We start from the raw sequence: 21,235 nt of genomic DNA, 5'->3' as shown, positions 1-21,235 counted from the left end.
CCCATCACTGGGACCAACAATATTACTAACGCAGAGCCAGACACCCTGCGTTAGTAATTAGAGCATTACTGATAGTCGATCTGGAAGTTGATCTGTGAGGTGAAATCACCCGGCTCTACGGCGCTGGAAGAGTTATCGGCTTTAACATAGGCCATAAATGGGATGACAGATTTACCGTTAGTCAGATTGACCGGAGCTGATGCCTGACCCCAGATAACATCCTTGCCGGCATTATCGGTTAAACCAATACCTGCACCTTTGGCGGTGCCGGATAGCATTGCAGCCAGAGATGAATCGTTTGGATTTTCAGTATTAGGCTGATAGGTCACAGTCGCATGCTGTGCAACTGTGATATCACAGTTCTGAAGCTCAATATTCTTTTTCTCATTACCAGCCCTTGCACCGCCTTTCAGAGCTGCGGTAGTGATCTCAGCAAAATCAACAATTACCGGGCTAGAGTTAGCAGCCAGACCACATGCTGAATTTACCAGCGAACCTTTAAATTCGATGGTGCCATTGGTTGGAGTACCGGTATAGGCAGCAAATGATGCTGTAGATGCACAAGCCAGAACCACGCCCATGGAGATCAGAATTTTGTTCAATTTCATTTATTACATCCTTGATATGGAATTAAAGAAATAACATTGCATTTCATTTGCTATGCTTTTTTTAATTTACCAAGGCAGGAGTTTAATTAGAATAGTGTTTATTTGATAATAACGAATGCGATACGAAACCCTAAAAAATTCACTAACAAGATTAAAGATAAAGGTTTATTAAATTGTAACCAGAAGCACAATAAGTCAATAATCATGGCCAAAGTGATAATGTAAGACAGATATTAATCAATCTCATTACTTGTTCACGTGATAAGATAAATCATAAAAAAATAATATATATACTTTAAAAAACACTAAGTTATGTTTAACTTTAGTTATAATAAATAATTAGCAATCATGTTATGACAATACCAATCAATCGCATTTCATTTAAATAACAACCCCCATTTGTAAACAGAATAAAACACTAAAAAAAGCCGACCGTCTCGGTCGGCACTTAGTAGAATCTATGATTCGAATCAGTAAAATTACTGCCCGGAACCCCCAGATTCCAGTGGTCCGTCGGGATCTGCAGGCAAAACAATGTATACGCCCTCAAATACCGCGCCGGATTCATCATCGCCGAACAGTTCAACTTCCAGCTGCACGCGCGCCTTGCGCCCACGGGCAAGACGATCCAGGTCACCGCTGAGCGAACCCAGATCGGCAATCGCACCGGGCCTGCCGCTGATAGGCTTGCTGTAGCGGATATGCGCATCGGCCAGAATGATGGTCCCCCCCAGGTGGCGCTCACGCAGCAGCAGCCAGATCAGCCCCCACCCGGTTAACGTGGCCAGAGAGAACAGACTACCGGCGAACAGCGTATGGTGAGGGTTCTGGTTGCCCGTTTCAGGCATGGTGGTGACAAATTTCTGCCCGGTATATTGCAGAATTCGCACGCCCATTTTTTCGCTGAGGGGGATGTGTTCATACCATGCCTGCTGAAGCTGGCCACACCAGTCGGCACGATGCAGAATATCATCCAGCGTCACCACCGGTTTTATCATCAGGAAATGGCGCACGGGCGTGGTTTGTGGCGCGGTGATCTCGCCCTGATTGAGATAGCCAAGCTTGGCGAAGAAGTCCACGGCATCCTCACGGGCACTACACACTACCCGCTTGACGCCTTCCTGTCTGGCAACGGACTCCAGCGTCATCGCCACCAGCGTGCCAAGCCCTTTACCCTGTACCGAGGGATGTACGGCCAGAAAGCGAATTGCCGCTTCGTTATCGGCGTTAATGTACAGTCTGCCAACGGCTACGGGATTCCCCTGCTCATCGACCACCATTTGGTGATGCGCAAGGGCATCCCAGGCATCACGCTCAGATCCCATAGGCTGATGCAGTGGTTTACGCAGCATCTCCCAGCGGAACTGATAGTAGGTATCTAACTCTTCTGCGGTTTCTGGCACCCGGAGGTGATACATAAAGTGATTCTCTCTGTCTGAGCTCGCCAGGCTGTTCCTTTGCCGTTCGGCCAGCTGCGTCAAACCTGCAACCAGAAGGTTACCGGGCCATCATTAACCAGCGCCACTTTCATATCTGCAGCGAATTGCCCGGTTTCCGTCGTAATCCCCTGTTCGCGGCAGCAGGAAGTGAAATACTCATAAAGTTTTTCAGCCTCTGCCGGTTCTGCGCCGCCGGAGAAACTGGGGCGCAGACCCTTTTGTGTATCGGCAGCCAGCGTAAACTGCGACACCACCAGCACGCTACCCTTTGCCTGCTGCACGTTCAGATTCATTTTGTCGTTCTCGTCACCGAAAATACGGTAACCAAGCACTTTACTGGCCAACTTACGCGCACTTTCAGGGCTATCCCCTTTTTCCACGCCGAGCAGGACAAGCAGCCCCGGCCCGATTTCCCCGATGGTTTCGCCTGCCACCGTCACACTGGCAGCAAGCACTCGTTGAATTAAGGCAATCATAGTTCCTCGTTCTCTTTTTCTTCTTGTTTTAGCTGACGGTAGTCACCCAGCGAAGCCGTGATTTCAGCCCCCAACAGTACGATACACCAGGTCCAGTAAACCCACAGAAAGATAATGGGTATAACGGCCAGTACCCCATAAATTAACTGGTACGAGGGGAACATCGTAACATAGAGGGCGAAACACTTTTTCCCCAGCTCAAACAGTACCCCTGCAACCAGCGCACCGACAAGCGCATCACGCGCGGCAACCTCAGTGGTGGGGACGATGCTGTAAAGTAACCAGAATGAGAGGCAGGAAAGCAGCAGCGGGAAAATGCGCAGCATCATGTCGATCGCCCAGGAAACGCCGCTGACCGTGGCCCAGTGCAGTGAAAGCAGGTAAGAACTGATTGCCAGGCTTGCCCCCACCAGCAGTGGCCCCAGAGTCAGGATCATCCAGTAGATGGCAAACGAGTAAATCAGCGGTCGCTTTTTTTTGCTCCGCCAAATCGTGTTGAGCGCAGAATCTATCGAATACATCAGTAGCAGTGCGGTGACGATCAGTCCACCCACGCCGACCGTGGTCATTTTATTGACGTTAGCGACGAATTGCTCAAGGTAGCTCTGGATAGTCGTTCCCGCCGCCGGGACAAAGTTGTTGAAAACAAAGTCCTTAATCTGCGTGCTGACCTCCGAAAACATCGGAAAAGCCGCGAACAGCGCAAACACCACGGCAACCAGCGGCACCAGAGACAGCAGCGATACATAGGCAAGATGGCCTGCCAGCATGGTCATGCCGTCTTCATCCGTCCGCCGCCACAGCAGTTTTACATACTGCCAGACAGCATGCAGGCGATGACGAATATGGCTAAACAAACGCATGACTATTTACGGTCGGAGAAAAACGCCGGCACCACGCTGGCATCGGTCACATGGACACTGTGGATGCCTAGCGCTCGTGCAGCCTCAATATTCTCAAGGTTATCATCGAAGAAGATAGCGTCCTGCACGGAGGCTTCTTCTTCATTAAGCAGGCGTTGATAAATTTCAGGGTCGGGCTTACGCAGCCCCATTTCCTGCGACAGATAAATTTTATCAGCGGCGTTTTTAACTTCAGGATATTCGGTTGGCCAGAACTCGCAGTGCAGGCGGTTGGTATTCGATAAAATGACGACGCGATCGCCCTGTTCCCGCAGTTTGTGCATGATGGCGATCACTTCCGGGCGTACACCGACAAACACGGCCTGCCAGCCGACAGCAAACTGCTCAAATCCAAGCGCGATATCCAGCTGTTCACACATTTGCGCCGCAAACTGTTCGTCGCTGATTTCACCACGTTCGTGTTGGAAGAAAGGTTCGCCCATATGAAAGCGGCTTTGCAGTGTGGCCAGCGGTACGCGGCCGAGATCGCTCCAGGCACCTAAAACCCGTCTGAAATCAATATCTACAATGACATTACCGAGATCAAAGATATACAGCATAGCCCTCTCCTTTTGTTCCGCTGAGTTATTCACTCTAGCGGTAAATCCGGAGGCTGAACAGGTAAGGGAAGGAAAACTGCGGACAAAAAAAAGGCCGGATTGCTCCGACCTTTGTTCACTGATTCGACGAGTTATTACTCTTTCGGTCCGCGGTTTGCGCGTTTACGATCGTTCTCAGTCAGGTGACGTTTACGGATACGTACGGACTGCGGAGTCACTTCTACCAGTTCGTCATCATCGATGAATTCCAGAGCCTGCTCCAGAGTCATTTTCTGTGGTGGAACCAGTGTGGTGGCTTCATCAGTACCGGAAGCACGCATGTTAGTCAGTTTTTTACCGGTCAGGCAGTTCACGGTCAGGTCGTTAGAACGTGAGTGAATACCGATGATCTGGCCTTCATACACTTCTGCACCGTGACCCAGGAACAGCTTACCGCGATCCTGCAGGCTGAACAGGGCGAATGCTACCGCTTTACCCTGGCCGTTAGAGATCAGCACGCCGTTCTGGCGCTGGCCCACATCGCCCGGACGAACGTCGTCGTAGTGGCTGAAGGTGGAGTACAGCAGGCCGGTACCGGAAGTCATGGTCATGAATTCGTTACGGAAGCCGATCAGACCACGGCTTGGGATCTCGTAGTCAAGACGCACGCGGCCTTTACCATCCGGATCCATGTTTTTCATGTCGCCTTTACGCTCACCCATCGCCTGCATCACGGAGCCCTGGTGCTGCTCTTCGATGTCGAGGGTTACGTTTTCGAATGGCTCTTGCTTACGGCCTTCGAACTCACGGAAGATAACTTTCGGACGGGATACCGCCAGTTCGAAACCTTCACGACGCATGTTTTCGATCAGAACGGACAGGTGCAGCTCACCACGGCCAGAAACACGGAACGCATCAGCATCCGGGGTTTCTTCAACGCGCAGTGCCACGTTATGCACCAGCTCTTTGTTCAGACGGTCGAGGATCTGACGTGAAGTCACATACTTACCTTCTTTACCGCAGAACGGAGAGGTGTTAACGCAGAAGAACATGGTTACGGTTGGTTCATCAACGCTCAGGGCCGGCAGCGCTTCCACGTTCTGCGGGTCGCAGATAGTGTCAGAGATGTTCAGCTCACCCAGACCGGTGATGGCGATGATGTCGCCCGCTTCCGCTTCAGTGGCTTCAATACGCTCCAGGCCCATGTGGGTCAGAACTTTACCGACTTTAGCGTTGCGAGTTTTGCCTTCGCTGTCGATTACGGTGATCTGCTGGTTAGGGCGAACCTTACCGCGCTTGATACGACCGATACCGATTACGCCCAGGTAGTTGTTGTAGTCCAGCTGCGAGATCTGCATCTGCAGTGGGGCTTCCAGCTCAACCTGTGGTGGCGATACGCGATCAACGATTGCCTGATACAGCGGAGTCATGTCTTCCGCCATATCGTTGTGATCCAGACCCGCGATACCGTTCAATGCAGAAGCATAGATAATCGGGAAGTCCAGCTGCTCATCAGTAGCATCCAGGTTTACGAACAGGTCAAACACCTGATCGACAACCCAGTCTGGACGCGCACCAGGGCGGTCAACTTTGTTGATAACTACAATCGGCTTCAGACCATTAGCGAAGGCTTTTTTGGTCACGAAGCGGGTTTGCGGCATAGGGCCATCCATTGCATCCACAACCAGCAGCACCGAGTCAACCATTGACATCACACGCTCTACCTCACCGCCGAAGTCGGCGTGTCCTGGGGTATCTACGATATTGATGCGATAGTCATTCCATTTAATGGCGGTGTTTTTTGCGAGGATGGTAATCCCACGCTCTTTCTCCAAATCGTTGGAGTCCATTACGCGTTCGGTTGCTTCGGTACGGGCATCGAAGGTCCCGGACTGCTGCAGCAACTTATCAACCAGGGTAGTTTTACCATGGTCAACGTGGGCAATAATGGCGATGTTACGCAAATTTTCGATCACAGCTTTGCCTCAGGCATTAGAAATAGCGCGCTATTGTACACGGATTAATCGAAGGACTGAACAGGATCACATATTTCATAGAAATTTAACTGTTCGGATTGCATTTGATGCCATTTTCAGTGCAAAGATTGCACTGCATGGCAAATTTGCACCAAAATGGTGCCCAGCTATCATACAAAAGCACCAAAATAGTGCGCATTTTCCATCATGGTGCACTCCTCGTCTTTCGAGAGGGCGCATCATAGCGCTTTTTTCACTGAATAAAAAAGTTGGCATAGATTTCGCTTTAGTATCTGTAAGCGAAAAATGCCAGTTTCCACAACGGTTGATAGCTTGTCAGAGGACTTTAATTTTCGGAGTCAGCGCAGCCAAACGCAAAGCGCGCCCGTTAAGTTCTCTAACCACGACGACAATGACAAAATCCAGGAGAGTTAAGTATGTCCGCTGAACACGTTCTGTCGATGATGAACGAGCACGAAGTCAAATTTGTTGACCTGCGTTTTACCGACACTAAAGGTAAAGAGCAGCACGTGACCATTCCCGCTCATCAGGTTAACGCTGACTTCTTCGAAGAAGGCAAAATGTTTGACGGTTCCTCGATTGGTGGCTGGAAAGGCATCAACGAATCCGACATGGTTCTGATGCCAGACGCGACTACTGCGATGATCGATCCGTTCTTCGCTGACTCTACCCTGATCATCCGTTGTGACGTCCTCGAGCCAGGCACTCTGCAGGGCTACGACCGCGACCCGCGTTCCATCGCTAAGCGCGCTGAAGACTTCCTGCGTTCTTCCGGCATCGCGGATACCGTGCTGTTTGGACCAGAGCCAGAGTTCTTCCTGTTCGACGACATTCGTTTCGGCAGCAGCACTTCAGGTTCTCACGTTGCTATCGATGATATCGAAGCCTGCTGGAACACCGGTAAAGAATACGAAGGCGGCAACAAAGGCCACCGTCCAGGTCTGAAAGGCGGTTACTTCCCGGTGCCACCGGTCGACTCTTCACAGGACATCCGTTCTGCTATGTGTCTGACCATGGAGCAGATGGGCCTGGTTGTTGAAGCTCACCACCACGAAGTGGCAACCGCTGGTCAGAACGAAGTGGCTACCCGCTTCAACACCATGACCAAAAAAGCTGACGAAATTCAGATCTACAAATACGTTGTTCACAACGTTGCTCACGCTTACGGCAAAACAGCAACCTTTATGCCTAAGCCAATGTTTGGCGACAACGGCTCCGGTATGCACTGCCACATGTCTCTGTCTAAAGGCGGCACCAACCTGTTCGCCGGTGACAAATACGGCGGCCTGTCTGAAATGGCACTGTTCTACATCGGTGGTGTTATCAAGCACGCTAAAGCGATCAACGCCCTGGCAAACCCAACCACCAACTCTTACAAGCGTCTGGTCCCAGGCTACGAAGCGCCAGTAATGCTGGCTTACTCTGCCCGTAACCGTTCAGCTTCAATCCGTATCCCAGTGGTTACCAGCCCGAAAGCACGCCGCATCGAAGCGCGCTTCCCGGATCCAGCGGCTAACCCATACCTGTGCTTCGCTGCACTGCTGATGGCTGGCCTGGACGGCATCATCAACAAGATCCACCCTGGCGATGCAATGGACAAAAACCTGTACGACCTGCCTCCGGAAGAAGAAGCTGAGATTCCAAAAGTTGCAGGTTCTCTGGACGAAGCACTGGCTGCACTGAACGAAGACCGTGAGTTCCTGACTCGTGGCGGCGTGTTCACCGAAGACACTATCGATGCCTATATCGCCCTGCGTCAGGAAGAGATGGACCGCGTTCGTATGACTCCGCACCCAGTCGAGTTCGAACTGTACTACAGCGTTTAATTAGTAGTAGCCCGGCGAATATCCTGTCGCTGAGAGGCGGCAACCAAGACCAAACCCGCATGGCTATGCCATGTGGGTGAGATTAAGGAACCCGCCAAGCTCCAGCACGATAAACGCCTGGGATTTTGTTGCCGTGGAAACTTTCAGCCCATCTTCGGATGGGCTTTTTTCTCCACAAATTCATCGTTTCACGCGATGATTTCCGGGTTAAATGACTATAATGCACTAAATTGGTGCGCGCGAATGACTCAGGAGAACGCTTTATGGCAACTGGCGCTCTGCCCGATGCTGGGCAGATTCTCAATTCACTGATCAACAGCATTTTGTTAGTTGATAGCGAGCTGGTGATTCATTATGCCAACCCCGCAGCGCAGCAATTGCTGGCGCAAAGTTCCCGCAAGCTGTTCGGTACGCCGTTACCGGAACTGATTGGTTATTTTTCTCTCAATATTGAAGTGATGCTCGAGAACCTGGATGCAGGTCAGGGCTTCACCGACAGCGAAGTGACCCTGGTGGTCGACAGTCGCGCCCATATTATGTCGCTGACCGCACAGCGCCTGCCGGATGGTCTGATTCTGATGGAAATGGCGCCGATGGATAATCAGCGTCGTCTTAGCCAGGAGCAGTTGCAGCATGCACAACAGGTTGCTGCGCGCGATCTGGTTCGCGGTCTGGCGCATGAGATTAAAAATCCGCTGGGAGGATTACGCGGCGCAGCACAGCTGCTGGCCAAAGCGCTCCCCGATCCGGGTTTAACCGAATACACCAAAGTTATCATTGAACAGGCTGACCGCCTGCGCAATCTGGTCGATCGCCTTTTGGGCCCTCAGCAGCCGGGAATGCACGTTACTCAGAGTATCCACCAGGTGGCTGAACGCGTGGTCAATCTGGTTTCTATGGAGCTGCCCGATAACGTTTCTCTGGTACGGGATTACGATCCCAGCCTGCCCGAGCTACCACACGATCCCGACCAAATCGAACAAGTTCTGCTTAACGTCGTCCGTAACGCGCTGCAGGCGCTGGGCGATCAGGGTGGAACCATTACGCTACGTACCCGTACGGCGTTTCAGCTCACGCTGCACGGTACACGCTATCGCCTTGTGGCGCGCATCGATATTGAAGATGACGGCCCGGGCATCCCGGCACAACTGCAGGATACGCTGTTTTACCCGATGGTCAGCGGCCGCGAAGGCGGCACCGGGCTGGGGCTGTCGATTGCCCGCAGCCTGATAGACCAGCATTCCGGGAAAATAGAGTTCAACAGTTGGCCCGGACACACTGAGTTCTCAGTTTATCTGCCTATTCGCCAGTGAGGTTTCTATGCAACGAGGGATAGTTTGGATCGTCGATGACGATAGCTCCATCCGCTGGGTGCTTGAACGCGCGCTCACTGGAGCCGGTTTAAGTTGTGTCACATTTGAAAGTGGCAATGAGGTGCTGGATGCACTCGCAACCAAAACCCCAGACGTTTTATTATCGGATATTCGCATGCCGGGCATGGACGGGCTGGCACTGCTGAAACAGATTAAACAGCGTCATCCGATGCTGCCGGTGATTATCATGACCGCCCATTCCGATCTGGATGCCGCCGTTAGCGCATACCAGCAGGGTGCGTTTGATTATCTGCCTAAACCGTTTGATATCGACGAAGCGGTAGCGCTGGTTGAGCGCGCTATCAGCCACTATCAGGAACAGCAGCAGCCGCGCAATCAGCCTGCCAGCGGGCCAACCACCGATATCATCGGTGAAGCGCCGGCCATGCAGGATGTCTTTCGCATTATCGGCCGCCTCTCCCGTTCCTCGATCAGCGTGCTGATCAACGGTGAGTCAGGTACCGGTAAAGAGTTAGTCGCGCACGCGCTGCACCGCCACAGCCCTCGGGCAAAGGCGCCGTTTATTGCGCTTAATATGGCCGCTATTCCTAAGGATTTGATTGAATCCGAGCTGTTCGGCCATGAAAAAGGGGCATTTACCGGCGCGAATCAAATTCGCCAGGGCCGCTTCGAGCAGGCGGATGGCGGCACACTGTTCCTTGATGAAATTGGTGATATGCCGCTGGATGTCCAGACCCGACTGCTGCGTGTACTGGCAGACGGACAGTTTTATCGCGTGGGTGGCTATGCCCCGGTGAAGGTGGACGTGCGCATTATCGCGGCAACCCACCAGAATCTGGAAATGCGTGTGCAGGAAGGGAAATTCCGCGAGGATTTATTCCACCGCCTGAACGTTATTCGCGTGCATTTACCGCCGCTGCGTGAACGACGCGAAGACATTCCGCGCCTGGCGCGCTATTTCCTGCAGGTCGCTGCACGGGAGCTGGGCGTGGAAGCGAAAATTCTGCATCCGGAAACGGAAACCGCGCTGACCCGCCTTCACTGGTCCGGTAACGTGCGCCAGCTGGAAAACACCTGCCGCTGGCTGACGGTGATGGCGGCCGGTCAGGAAGTGCTGATTCAGGATCTGCCACCGGAGCTGTTTGAGACGTCGACACCGGACAGTCCGAGCCAGTCTCTGCCGGATAGCTGGGCCACGCTACTGGCACAGTGGGCCGACAGAGCGCTGCGTTCCGGTCATCAAAATTTGCTGTCCGAAGCACAGCCGGAAATGGAGCGCACGCTGCTGACCACCGCACTGCGCCATACTCAGGGCCACAAGCAGGAAGCTGCTCGCCTGCTTGGCTGGGGGCGCAATACGCTCACCCGCAAGCTGAAAGAACTGGGAATGGAATAACGTTTATTCTGGCCGGTTATGCACCGGGCGAGCCGCTTGCGGCTCGCCTTTTTACTGGCTGAATTAAATCACTCGCGAAAATTGCTGCCTGCGGGCTTTCTGGCGCAGATAGCTGTCAAAGCACATACAGATATTCCTTACCAGCAATCGCCCCTTAGGCGTTATCTGAAGGCCCTTCTGGTGGCTATCCACCAGCCCGTCGGCAATCAGCGGCTGCAGCTGGTGCAGATCGTCCGCAAAATAGCGTTGGAAATCGATTCCCCACTGCGTTTCAACCGCTGCAAATGACAGCGAGAAATTGCACATCAGGCTCTTAATCACATCACGTCGGATACAGTCATCGTCCGTGAGCTGTAACCCGCGCCAGAGCGCCGTTTTATCCTGCTCAATCGCGGCGTAATAATGCTTCAGCTCTTTTTGGTTCTGCGCATAGCTATCCCCGATCATGCTAATTGCCGAAACGCCCATACCTAACAGATCGCTGTCTCCCTGAGTGGTATACCCCTGGAAGTTGCGGTGCAGCTTTCCGGCGCGCTGCGCAATCGCCAGCTCGTCATCATGGCGAGCGAAGTGGTCCATACCGATAAATTCATAGCCCTGAGCGGTCAGTGACGAAATCGTCTGCTGCAGAATATCCAGTTTCTGCTGCGCATCGGGTAAGTCTTCCTGGCGGATCTTGCGTTGGGCTGCAAACAGTTCTGGCAGATGAGCATAGTTAAATACGCTAAGGCGATCCGGATTAAGATCGGCTACCTTTTGCAGGGTAAATGCAAAGCTCTCTGCCGTCTGATGGGGAAGACCGTAGATCAGATCGATATTGGTGGAGGTAAAGCCCAGCTGACGCGCCCGGGCCATCAGGGCGAATATCATTGCCTCATCCTGTACCCGGTTAACGCTTTGCTGAACCTGCTTGTTAAAATCCTGCACGCCCATACTCAGACGGTTGAATCCTCCTTCACGCAGGTAATCCAGTACATCCAGTTCGATTTCGCGCGGATCGACCTCAATCGACATTTCCACATCAGCAGCAAATGTAAAATGCTGCCGCAGAGTACCCAGCAGCCTGCTGATTTGCGCCTTAGTCAGAAAAGTCGGCGTACCGCCGCCCCAGTGCATCTGGCTGACGATGCGCTGGCTGAACAACGGGGCGCGAGCCGCGATTTCCTGCACCAGCGCATCCAGGTAGGCATCGGCTTTGTGTTGCTGACGCGTTACCTGTTTATTACAGCCGCAGAAATAGCAGAGCTGATGGCAAAACGGGATATGCAGATAGAGAGACAGCGGCCGATCGGGATAACGCGACGCCGCGCGTACAAAAGCGCTTTCATCGTAATCCTGGCTGAATTCCAGAGCCGTTGGATAAGAGGTGTAACGTGGACCGGAGATATTGTACTTCTGAATTAACGGGAGATCCCATTCTGCTTTCTGTATCTGCATGCTCGCCTACCTTTTACGCTTTCGGGCAGACCGTCGCGGGACAGGGAGAGGCCGGCTGACGATCCTGCTACGCAGCCGTGCTTTCAGGCGCGATAACCGCTGTAGTTTAACGAACAACCACCCCAGCCAGCACAGCAGAATCAGCGCAATAATTGATCCAGGCCAAATCATCAGCAGAGAAACCGGTTATTACAGGCAGAGCAGAATTGCCCTGCCTCAATTTACGTCAATATCAGATGCAGAATGCCGGGCACGCACACCCTTCCTTTCCCGACAATGGAGAGCGAATCCCCCCGCAGGAGCAGAGATAAAAAATCAGTTCCCACCCTTCAGCAGGCGATACATATCTTCTTCCGCAGCGTCGTCTTCGACATCATCATCCAGTGCAATGCCCAACTGTTCCATCAGTACGTCGATGCGATCCAGGGCCTGATCGAGCCATGCCTGATCTTCCGCAGACAGCGACTCACCGTTTTCCAGACGATCCAGCAATGCGTCCAGGCGTTCGTCATTTTCCAGCATCGCCAGTTCTTCCTGCGGCGTCAGGCGCGGTTTTTTCTCCGGCTGAACTTTAGGTGCTTTGGCGGGCTTAGCCGGTTTTGCGGCAACGGCATCTCCACCCAGTACGATGGGCTTTTTACTACCGATGCGCGGATCTTTAGTTTTGCTACTGCTGCTGGGTTTCTGGCTCTCTGCAACAGGATTAGATCGGCTGCCGGTTGCGTTGCCGCTACGTTTTTTATCACGTTTACGGTCGCGCGCTTCCTGATTCAGTTCATCACGGGATTTACGCTTATTTTTTGCAGCAGGTTTTTGTCCCTGTGGCGTGCGTGCAGGTTGCTTCATGGTTTCTGCTCTCAGACGTTTATCTTCAGTATAGAATTGCGGCGGAATCTAGCAGAAAGCAGAGAAAGAAAAAAGGCGGCAGGTCACCCTGTCGCCTTTTTTCGCACCTTCCACAGAAGGGCTGACGGTGTCAGCATCCATTTTAGCAGCCAACGTCCCGGTTTTCCTTTGCAAAGCGCCCACGTCCCGGTGAGCTCCCATCCTGCTGTGCGATCCCTTCGCACTCTCCTTTCCCTGCTCTTCATCGTCCTGATGCTCAATGAGCGCTTCATCCTGAAGTGAAACTGCCTGTTTCTGATTACAAATGTAGACTAACTAATCCGACTATCAAGGCTGTGCTTTTATTTTTAGTTATTTTTTGGATATGAAAAAAATAATCACATGAAATCAAAGAATATTTTAATGATTGGAAGAAAAAAAAGCAGAGAGTGCCGCCACATTTTATGGCAAATATCTCACAGAGAATACCAGGGTTATTATGTCTTATCGGGCGCTTTTCGATCATACAGGGTATAATCAACGCAATTCACTTTTTTTCCTGGAGTACTTTATTTTGCCTGGCTGGAATTATCACGTCACCCATTTTGTCACCAGCGCCCCGGATATCCGCCATCTGCCTGCCGATACCGGCATTGAGGTTGCTTTTGCCGGGCGTTCAAACGCGGGTAAATCCAGCGCGCTCAATACGCTGACAAATCAGAAAAGCCTTGCCCGAACCAGTAAAACACCTGGCCGTACCCAGTTAATCAACCTGTTCCAGGTTGCCGAAGGTTACAGACTGGTGGATCTTCCCGGCTATGGTTATGCCGAAGTGCCGGAAGAGATGAAGCTGAAGTGGCAGCGATCGCTGGCAGAATACCTGCAAAAGCGCCAATGCCTGAAGGGGCTGGTAGTTCTGATGGATATTCGCCATCCTCTGAAAGATCTCGACCGTCAGATGGTTATGTGGGCCGTACAGAGCGGTATTGAAGTACTGATACTGCTGACTAAGGCCGACAAACTGGCTTCCGGGGCGCGTAAAGCACAGCTGAACGCCGTTCGTGAAGAAGCGAAATCTTTCCTCGGCACGGTGGATGTTGAAGCCTTCTCATCGCTGAAGAAAATTGGCGTGGATAAGCTGAGCCAGAAGCTGGATAGCTGGTATCGCGAGCTGCCGCCTGCGACTGAAGAAGACGAAGAAACTGTCTGAAATAGACGATCTGCCGCCGAATAGCTGGCGTTGCAGCAAGGCGGCAAGAGCATAAGAACCCGGGAGCTTACATCAGTAAGTGGCCGGGGCGAAGGCTCGCAGCTAACGCAGCTGCGGCGTCAAGGATGCAGGCGACAGACAATAAAAAACGCCCCAGTCATAACGACTGGGGCGGCTAAAATATTCAGCCAAATCCGATTACGTGAAGTAAAAGGTCTGAAAGATAGAACATCTTACCTCTGTACCCTACGCGATAAACTCTACATGATTTTTTGAGCGCTAAAAAGGGTTTTTTGTAGTTAATTTTCAGAAAACGACAGTCAAGATCCAACATTCGTCACATAACGACGCCCTTTCTGTAGCTTAATTACTTAAAAAATGCTTTTAGCTGAAATGGTTAGCGTTACTGGTAACCACAGTATATGCAGGGTCAGAAGCTGAAACGATTAAATAGATTATTTTCTTATCGATGTTTCAGGCCGGGAGAAGTGACTACCCGGCCTATTGCATTAGAGATTAGTGCGCCTGATCCCAGTTGTCGCCAACGCCGACATCGACACGCAGCGGCACATCCAGTTTCATACTGCTTTCCATCAGTTGGCGAATCTTATCTGAAGCAGCATCAACGGCATCCGCTCTGACTTCAAATACCAGTTCATCGTGTACCTGCATAATCATCTTCACAGCGGGGTCAGCTTGCTGGAGCAGCCACTCGTCCACGGCAATCATTGCCCGTTTAATAATATCCGCCGCAGTCCCCTGCATCGGGGCGTTAATCGCTGCGCGTTCCGCCGCCTTACGACGCATCACATTGCTGGCTTTGATATCCGGCAGATACAGCCGACGCCCGTCCAGGGTTGCAACATAGCCCTTTTCAGCTGCCTGCTCACGGGTACTCTCCATATACTGCAATACCCCAGGATAACGCTCGAAGTAGAGATCCATATATTTCTTCGCTTCGCCAGCGCCAATGTTAAGCTGCCGGGACAAACCAAACGCGCTCATGCCGTAAATCAGACCAAAGTTGATCGCTTTCGCGCTGCGTCGTTGTTCACCGCTCACGCTGTCCAGTGAGACGCCAAAGACTTCCGCAGCGGTCGCACGGTGAATATCCTGCTCATTAGCGAACGCAGTCAGCAGCCCTGTATCCTGAGACAGATGCGCCATGATGCGCAGTTCAATCTGGGAATAGTCGGCGGCAACGATGACGTGCCCTTTCGGAGCAATAAACGCCTGACGGATGCGACGCCCTTCGTCATTGCGCACCGGAATATTTTGCAAGTTAGGATCGCTGGAAGAGAGCCTTCCGGTCGCTGTAACTGTCTGGTGGTAGGAAGTATGCACGCGGCCAGAAAGCGGATTGATCATCTGCGGCAGCTTGTCAGTATAGGTCGACTTCAGCTTAGATAAACCACGGTGCTCAAGGATTACCTTAGGCAGGGGATAGTCCAGGGCCAGCTCGGCAAGCACTTCTTCACTGGTCGACGGCGCGCCGCCCGGCGTTTTCTTGGTCGGTTTGATACCCTGCTTTTCAAACAGAATCGTTTGCAGCTGCTTCGGTGAAGACAGGTTAAACGGCTCACCGGCAAGCTCATGAGCCCGCAGTTCCAGCTCCGCCAGCCGCGTCCCCAGCTCTTTTGAATGTGCGGCCAGTATGCTCTGATCGATCAACACGCCGTTACGCTCAATGCGTGAGATAACCGGCACCAGCGGCATTTCGACCTGATCGAAAACGGCTTTAGGCCCCTGCTCTTTCTCCAGTTCAGGCCACATTTTCAGATGCAGCTGTAGCGTTACGTCGGCGTCTTCTGCCGCGTAGTGTGCCGCCTGCTCGAGTGCTATCTGGTTAAAGGTCAGCTGATTCTTACCTTTACCGGCAATCTCTTCAAAAGTCACCGTTTTATGGTTCAGCCAGCGTAATGCCAGGGTATCCATATCATGGCGGCCCGCCACGCTATTCAGCGCATAGGACTCCAGCATGGTATCGAAACGAATACCTTTTAATTCAATATCATAGTTTTTCAGCACGCCACGGTCGTATTTCAGGTTCTGCCCAACTTTCAGCGCATTATTATCTTCTAACAGTGGTTTAAGGCGTGACAGCACGCTGCTGCGATCCAGCTGATCGGGAGCATCCAGATAATCATGCGCTACCGGAAGATAAGCCGCTTCACCCGGTGCGATAGCAAAAGACAGACCCACGATATTAGCACTCAGCGTATCCAGAGAGTCGGTTTCCAGGTCGAAAGCAAAGAGCTCGCTACGCTGGAGTTTTTGCAGCCAGCTTTCAAAGGTCTCTTCGTCAAGAATGGTGACGTAACCGTCAGATGACAGTACGCTGGCAGGCTGTTCCTCATCGGCGGCAGCTTCAGCAGCAGGTGCGGCTTTCGCTTTCTGTGAGGAGGTTCCGCCCACTTTACCCTGTAGCCATTTTCCATCTTCAAGATCGGCAATCCAGCGGCGGAACTCATATTGCTTAAACAGGGCCAGCAGTTCTTCCGTCGCTGGCTCATTGACGGTCAACTGGTCACAGGTCCGATCCAGCTCAACGTCAGTCTTAATGGTCGCCAGCTGATAGGATAGCAGCGCCATCTCTTTGTTTTGTTCCAGCTTCGCCGCCATGGTTTTCGCACCGCGGAAGGTTAAACCAGCAACACTGTCGAGATTGGCGTAAATATCCTTAATGCCGCCCAGCCCCTGAAGCAGCGCCTGCGCGGTCTTCTCTCCCACGCCGGGTACACCAGGAATGTTGTCCGACGAGTCACCCATCAGCGCCAGAAAGTCGATAATCAGCGATGGGGGAATACCATATTTTTCCACCACCTCTTCCGGGCCAAGGATGGCATTGTTCATGGTATTGATCAGCGTGATATTAGGCGTGACCAGCTGAGCCATATCTTTATCGCCGGTGCTGATCAGGACGGGTTTCCCCATTTTTTCAGCCGCCAGTGCCAGCGTACCAATCACGTCATCGGCTTCCACTCCGGATACAGCCAGCAGCGGTAGCCCCATAGCCTTCACCATAGTGTGCAGCGGCTCTATCTGTGCACGGAGGTCATCGGGCATCGGCGGGCGATGGGATTTGTACTCTTCGAACAGTTCGTCACGGAACGTTTTGCCTTTAGCATCAAATACCACCGCTACGTGGCTCGGCTTATATTGCAGTAGCAGACTGCGCAGCATGTTCAGTACGCCATACATTGCTCCGGTTGGTTCACCAGCACTATTGGTCAGTGGGGGGAACGCATGGTAAGCGCGGTACAGGTAGGAAGAGCCATCTACCAGGATCAGCGGGTTTTCTGCAATTTGAGCCATAAGTCGTCACGTTCTTGATTAGTTTTGGATTGGTGTTAAGGATGCCACAGCTCGATATCAAAGATAAAACCGCAATGGCCATAATTGACAGAACAATTGCCGTTTTGCGTAGCATCTCGACAATTTATCCTGTGGATAAGTTTGTGTGTAAATTCAATAACTCTTCTTTATTCGCGAAAAGAGAATAACAGGGATGAATTTTATAACCATAATATTCAATGCGATACACAGAAAACCGCTAACTTAAAATGGCCTTAGCGGAATTATTATTATGTGGATATTAGTTAAAGGCGTAGCGACGAACGCTGAAAACGAATGGTGTAGAACCGAGATAGATTTTAATTCATTCCGTCTGATTTGCTAGTAAACGGACAAAAAAAAGCCGGCCTGATAGCCGGCGATTTAAGCAGATTAATTACTTCTGGCCGATCAGGAATTTCACCACGTTCGCGTACTGCTGAACATAGTTATCCATTGAGCTGGTATCCAGGCCACCGTTGTTGACCATATATTTACCGTTAACGAACATGGCCGGAACGCCGCGAAGATCAACATCAACAGCCGCTTTTTCTTGCTGCGCGACCAGTGATTTCACTACAAAGCTATTCCATGCGGCGTCATAATCTTCAGGCTTGATACCGGCGGCCTTCACAAAGGTATCCTTCAGGCTGGCAGGATCGGTAATCGTCTGGGTTTTCTGAATGCCATCGAAAATAGGCGCAGTCACTTTATCTTCCACGCCCAGCGCCATGGCTACGGCCCACGCCTGAGTGACGGTTTTACCCATGTCGCCACCTAAGAATTCAACATGGTATTTGGTCACTTTTGCATTAGCCGGCAGGTCTTTCTTTACGGCGTCGCTAACGTGCCAGACACGCTCAAACTCATAACAGTGCGGGCAGAAGAATGAAAAGAACTCCAGGACCTGCGGCTCTCCGGAAGCGGGTTTGTCCAGCGTGACGTACTGCTGACCGTCGGTAAACTGTGCAGCAGATGCGCTGAATGCCAGTACCATACCGACAAGTGCAAACCAAATTTTTTTCATCGTGAAACTCTCTCCTAGTTACTACTCAGTAGGCGTACCAAAGGGTGATCACACCTGGAAATCAGGCATCAGCTGCAGCGGAGGTTCCTGCAGCAGCTTGTCCTGCTCATTAAATATGGAAATCTGGCGACGCCAGAAATCCTCATCCGTCATCCACGGGAAACTACCTGGGAAAGCCGGATCGTCCCATCTGCGAACGACCCACGCCAGATAATAAACCATCCGCATAGCACGTAAAGGCTCAATCAGTGACAATTCGTGAGCATCAAAGTCACAAAACTCACTGTAGGCTTCAAGTAAAATATCCCACTGGATCAGCTGTTCTTGCCGATCGCCGTTAACCAGCATCCATAAATCCTGCACCGCAGGACCATTACGAGCATCGTCCAGATCGACAAAAAGCGGACCATCCCGCCACAGAATATTTCCCGGATGGCAATCACCGTGCAGACGCAGCGGCCGCCACTGAGTATGCCAGCAGTTTTGTAAAGTTGTGCGTAGCCGCTCGATTGAGGCTAATAAACTATCCTTCAGCCCCTTAGGAACCAGTGTGCTGCTGGCCAGTATTTGCAGGGGTTGATCGACATATTCCGTAAGACCGATTGTCGGCCGATGTACAAACGTTTCCCTGCGCCCTGTCTGATGAATGCGTCCAAGGAAACGGCCAACCCATTCCAGCTGATCGTAGTTATCCGTTTCATACTGACGGCCACCAAGGCTGGGGAAAACAGCGAACCAGAAACCCTGATGCTGATGCAGCATCTTCCCCTGCAAATTTAACGGCGCGGCGATGGGAACTTCATCCGCCAGTAGTTCGGCGGAGAATTGATGTTCTTCTTCAATCTGCTGCTGCGACCAGCGCTGAGGACGGTAAAACTTTGCAACATAGCGGCGTTTATCTTCATCAGTGAATTGATACACGCGGTTTTCGTAGCTATTCAGCGCCGTCAGCCCGGATTCAACCCGCAGGCCGGTATCCCATAATGCATCGAGGATGGTATCGGGGGTAAGCGTTTGGAAGTTAAAAGCAGCTTCTGTCATCCGGCAGGCTCATTGATAAATGCGTAAGTATAGCCGCTAAGAATATCATCAAATACCGGTGGCTTCGGCTCCAGGAGCAGATTTAATCTTTAATCACCCCACGAGCGCGAAGCAGTGCTGTCTTGAAATCATCCTCATAGTCTTTCTTTAATCCGGGAATTTCCGCACTTTTATCACTGCCCCGCATCTTAAGGTGATAGATCAGAACATCATCCGTAAGTTCTTCAATTGGCTGTTTAAATCCTGCCTCATTGGCCATTTTTTGCAAAAACTGTACAAGATTGAGATCGGGTTCCTGCTGCCATGCAGGCTGTAACAGGCTGATAAGTTCATTGAGGCGATGGCATTTCATATTGTTGTTCCCCGTATAAATACACTTCAGTTACGATATCAATCTACACGCCAAACTTGAGTAAAGGACATAAAGAATGGCTATTAACTCAAACTCTGAACGTCCGGCTATCACCGGAGTGATCCTCGCTGGCGGCCGCGGCAGCAGAATGGGAGGCCAGGATAAAGGGCTGATCGTTTGGCATCAGCAACCGCTCTATCACCACGTGTTGCAGCGTTTAAAACCCCAGGTTGATACTGTATGGATTAATGCCAATCGTAACCTTGCGGAATATCAACAGAGTGGCTTTCCGGTTATCACCGATACAATGCCGGATTTTCCCGGCCCGCTGGCGGGTATGCTGGCAGCGCTCGAGCAGGCCGATACAGAATGGATCGCCTTTTCTTCCTGTGATACCCCGCAACTGCCCGACAATCTGGTTTCGCATCTATGGCGTAATAAAAACGGCGCGCCGGCGGTCTGGGCTCGTTCTGAACAGCGGGATCACCCGGCGCTGGCATTGATGCATCGCAGTCTGGCAAAACAGCTTCGTCAGTATCTTGAGCGTGGTGACCGCAGGCTACTGCTTTTTTTACAGCAGGCTGGCGGGCACGGTGTGCTGTTCAGCAACGCCGGTACCGCCTTCAATAATATTAATCATCCCGAAGATCTTAAAAACTGAAAGGAATTCACATAATGATCCCACTTCTGGCTATCTCCGCATGGAGCGGCACAGGAAAAACAACGCTGCTTAAACTGTTAATTCCCGAACTCAAATCACGGGGTATCCGCTGCGGGTTGATCAAACACACTCATCATCAGCTGGAAATTGATACGCCGGGGAAGGACAGTTATGAGCTGCGTAAAGCGGGGGCCGATCAGGTACTGGTTGCCAGTCAGTTACGTTGGGCTTTAATGACAGAAACGCCACAACAGGACGCGCTCGATCTGCATTATCTTGCCAGCAGAATGGATACTTCGATGCTAGATCTTATTCTGGTGGAAGGATTTAAGCAGGAAGAAGTCACAAAAATTGTCCTGCACCGGTCCGGTTCAGATAAACCACTCCCCTTACCACTGGATCAATGGACGATTGCTGTTGCCAGCGACGTTAGTATTGAGCCCGATGTGGCCTGTCTGGATTTAAACAACGTTGCTGAGGTTGCTGATTTTATTGCAGTCTGGATGTCGACGCAGATAAATCAGGGTACGCCATTTTCGTGATGCTGAATAAGGTGGTAAAACAGACTCCCGGTAACACCGGAGCCGCACTGAAGCATATTTTTGAGCGAAAACGGGTGCCGGAAATCGGAAAACCGGTTGGCAGGGGGCCACATCAGGGGCATAAACCGGTGTGCAAACGCAAAAAGGCCATCCGTGAGGATGGCCTTCTGCTTTATTTTATGCCTGGCAGTTCCCTACTCTCGCATGGGGAGACCCCACACTACCATCGGCGCTACGGCGTTTCACTTCTGAGTTCGGCATGGGGTCAGGTGGGACCACCGCGCTACAGC

Annotated in this window: 19 protein-coding genes and 1 rRNA gene; 6 read left to right on the top strand and 14 right to left on the bottom strand. The window is 51.7% G+C overall.

Features of this window, described 5'->3' with window-relative positions; genetic code table 11:
• Positions 1 to 65 precede the first annotated feature (65 nt).
• From OMR58_RS21475 to typA, 6 genes are all read right to left on the bottom strand, one after another.
• The gene (locus OMR58_RS21475; protein ID WP_264546881.1) at positions 66 to 608 is read right to left on the bottom strand and encodes a fimbrial protein; all 543 of its coding nucleotides are present in this window, start codon (positions 606 to 608) and stop codon (positions 66 to 68) included.
• A gap of 479 nt (positions 609 to 1,087) precedes the next feature.
• Positions 1,088 to 2,026, bottom strand: a complete 939-nt coding sequence (gene fabY / locus OMR58_RS21470; RefSeq protein ID WP_264546880.1) for a fatty acid biosynthesis protein FabY — start codon at positions 2,024 to 2,026, stop codon at positions 1,088 to 1,090.
• A 59-nt stretch (positions 2,027 to 2,085) separates the two neighbouring features.
• On the bottom strand, positions 2,086 to 2,523 hold the full coding sequence (dtd, locus tag OMR58_RS21465) for a D-aminoacyl-tRNA deacylase (RefSeq protein ID WP_200547507.1): 438 nt from the start codon (positions 2,521 to 2,523) through the stop codon (positions 2,086 to 2,088).
• Entirely contained in the window at positions 2,520 to 3,386 is an 867-nt protein-coding gene (locus tag OMR58_RS21460; protein WP_200562167.1) for a virulence factor BrkB family protein, read from the bottom strand. Before OMR58_RS21460 ends, dtd begins: the two co-directional genes overlap by 4 nt.
• Before the next feature lie 2 nt (positions 3,387 to 3,388).
• On the bottom strand, positions 3,389 to 3,985 hold the full coding sequence (yihX, locus tag OMR58_RS21455; RefSeq protein WP_105594407.1) for a glucose-1-phosphatase: 597 nt from the start codon (positions 3,983 to 3,985) through the stop codon (positions 3,389 to 3,391).
• Between the two features lie 134 nt (positions 3,986 to 4,119).
• The gene (typA, locus tag OMR58_RS21450; RefSeq protein WP_105594406.1) at positions 4,120 to 5,940 is read right to left on the bottom strand and encodes a ribosome-dependent GTPase TypA; all 1,821 of its coding nucleotides are present in this window, start codon (positions 5,938 to 5,940) and stop codon (positions 4,120 to 4,122) included.
• 437 nt (positions 5,941 to 6,377) lie between these two features.
• Between typA and glnA the strand changes: the two genes are divergently transcribed.
• The 3 genes from glnA (at position 6,378) to glnG (ending at position 10,517) form a co-directional block, all read left to right on the top strand.
• The gene (glnA, locus tag OMR58_RS21445; RefSeq protein ID WP_105594405.1) at positions 6,378 to 7,787 is read left to right on the top strand and encodes a glutamate--ammonia ligase; all 1,410 of its coding nucleotides are present in this window, start codon (positions 6,378 to 6,380) and stop codon (positions 7,785 to 7,787) included.
• Between the two features lie 263 nt (positions 7,788 to 8,050).
• A complete protein-coding gene (glnL, locus tag OMR58_RS21440) occupies positions 8,051 to 9,100 on the top strand; it encodes a nitrogen regulation protein NR(II) (protein ID WP_105594404.1) in 1,050 nt (349 codons plus the stop codon).
• A 7-nt stretch (positions 9,101 to 9,107) separates the two neighbouring features.
• Positions 9,108 to 10,517 (top strand): nitrogen regulation protein NR(I), encoded by a 1,410-nt coding sequence (glnG, locus tag OMR58_RS21435; RefSeq protein ID WP_105594403.1) that lies wholly within the window; start codon positions 9,108 to 9,110, stop codon positions 10,515 to 10,517.
• A gap of 63 nt (positions 10,518 to 10,580) precedes the next feature.
• Here glnG and hemN read toward each other — a convergent pair whose 3' ends face one another.
• The gene (gene hemN, locus OMR58_RS21430) at positions 10,581 to 11,954 is read right to left on the bottom strand and encodes an oxygen-independent coproporphyrinogen III oxidase (protein WP_264546879.1); all 1,374 of its coding nucleotides are present in this window, start codon (positions 11,952 to 11,954) and stop codon (positions 10,581 to 10,583) included.
• 315 nt (positions 11,955 to 12,269) lie between these two features.
• On the bottom strand, positions 12,270 to 12,800 hold the full coding sequence (gene yihI / locus OMR58_RS21425; protein ID WP_264546878.1) for a Der GTPase-activating protein YihI: 531 nt from the start codon (positions 12,798 to 12,800) through the stop codon (positions 12,270 to 12,272).
• A 553-nt stretch (positions 12,801 to 13,353) separates the two neighbouring features.
• Here yihI and yihA point away from each other — a divergent pair.
• On the top strand, positions 13,354 to 13,989 hold the full coding sequence (gene yihA, locus OMR58_RS21420) for a ribosome biogenesis GTP-binding protein YihA/YsxC (protein WP_264546877.1): 636 nt from the start codon (positions 13,354 to 13,356) through the stop codon (positions 13,987 to 13,989).
• A gap of 184 nt (positions 13,990 to 14,173) precedes the next feature.
• Here the strand turns inward: yihA and OMR58_RS26080 are convergent, their stop codons facing one another.
• The 5 genes from OMR58_RS26080 to OMR58_RS21400 all read right to left on the bottom strand — a co-directional run bounded on the left by OMR58_RS26080 (position 14,174) and on the right by OMR58_RS21400 (position 19,742).
• Positions 14,174 to 14,221, bottom strand: coding sequence for a spot 42 RNA, inhibition of DNA synthesis (locus tag OMR58_RS26080; RefSeq protein ID WP_071892919.1), 48 nt, complete (start codon positions 14,219 to 14,221; stop codon positions 14,174 to 14,176).
• A 284-nt stretch (positions 14,222 to 14,505) separates the two neighbouring features.
• Entirely contained in the window at positions 14,506 to 17,304 is a 2,799-nt protein-coding gene (gene polA / locus OMR58_RS21415; RefSeq protein WP_264546876.1) for a DNA polymerase I, read from the bottom strand.
• 415 nt (positions 17,305 to 17,719) lie between these two features.
• Positions 17,720 to 18,349: a thiol:disulfide interchange protein DsbA gene (gene dsbA / locus OMR58_RS21410; RefSeq protein WP_105594398.1), complete on the bottom strand. Its 630-nt coding sequence runs from the start codon at positions 18,347 to 18,349 to the stop codon at positions 17,720 to 17,722.
• A gap of 48 nt (positions 18,350 to 18,397) precedes the next feature.
• Positions 18,398 to 19,390, bottom strand: a complete 993-nt coding sequence (locus tag OMR58_RS21405) for a serine/threonine protein kinase (protein ID WP_264546875.1) — start codon at positions 19,388 to 19,390, stop codon at positions 18,398 to 18,400.
• 82 nt (positions 19,391 to 19,472) lie between these two features.
• The gene (locus tag OMR58_RS21400; RefSeq protein ID WP_200562181.1) at positions 19,473 to 19,742 is read right to left on the bottom strand and encodes a YihD family protein; all 270 of its coding nucleotides are present in this window, start codon (positions 19,740 to 19,742) and stop codon (positions 19,473 to 19,475) included.
• 76 nt (positions 19,743 to 19,818) lie between these two features.
• On the opposite strand from OMR58_RS21400, the gene mobA reads away from it, so the two are divergent.
• Both mobA and mobB read left to right on the top strand, forming a co-directional pair.
• Positions 19,819 to 20,403, top strand: coding sequence for a molybdenum cofactor guanylyltransferase MobA (gene mobA / locus OMR58_RS21395; protein WP_105594395.1), 585 nt, complete (start codon positions 19,819 to 19,821; stop codon positions 20,401 to 20,403).
• 14 nt (positions 20,404 to 20,417) lie between these two features.
• Positions 20,418 to 20,945 carry a molybdopterin-guanine dinucleotide biosynthesis protein MobB gene (gene mobB, locus OMR58_RS21390; RefSeq protein WP_200562183.1) on the top strand — a complete coding sequence of 176 codons (528 nt, stop codon included), beginning with the start codon at positions 20,418 to 20,420 and terminating at the stop codon, positions 20,943 to 20,945.
• A gap of 181 nt (positions 20,946 to 21,126) precedes the next feature.
• Here mobB and rrf read toward each other — a convergent pair.
• Positions 21,127 to 21,235: ribosomal RNA gene (gene rrf, locus OMR58_RS21385) — 5S ribosomal RNA — on the bottom strand; the annotation flags it as partial.

It is taken from the genome of Erwinia sp. INIA01 (assembly GCF_025947915.1).
In the GTDB taxonomy this organism is placed as follows: Bacteria; Pseudomonadota; Gammaproteobacteria; order Enterobacterales; family Enterobacteriaceae; genus Erwinia; species Erwinia coffeiphila.
The sequence above is the reverse complement of the archived record's forward strand: the minus strand, read 5'-3'. Positions and strand labels throughout refer to the sequence as shown.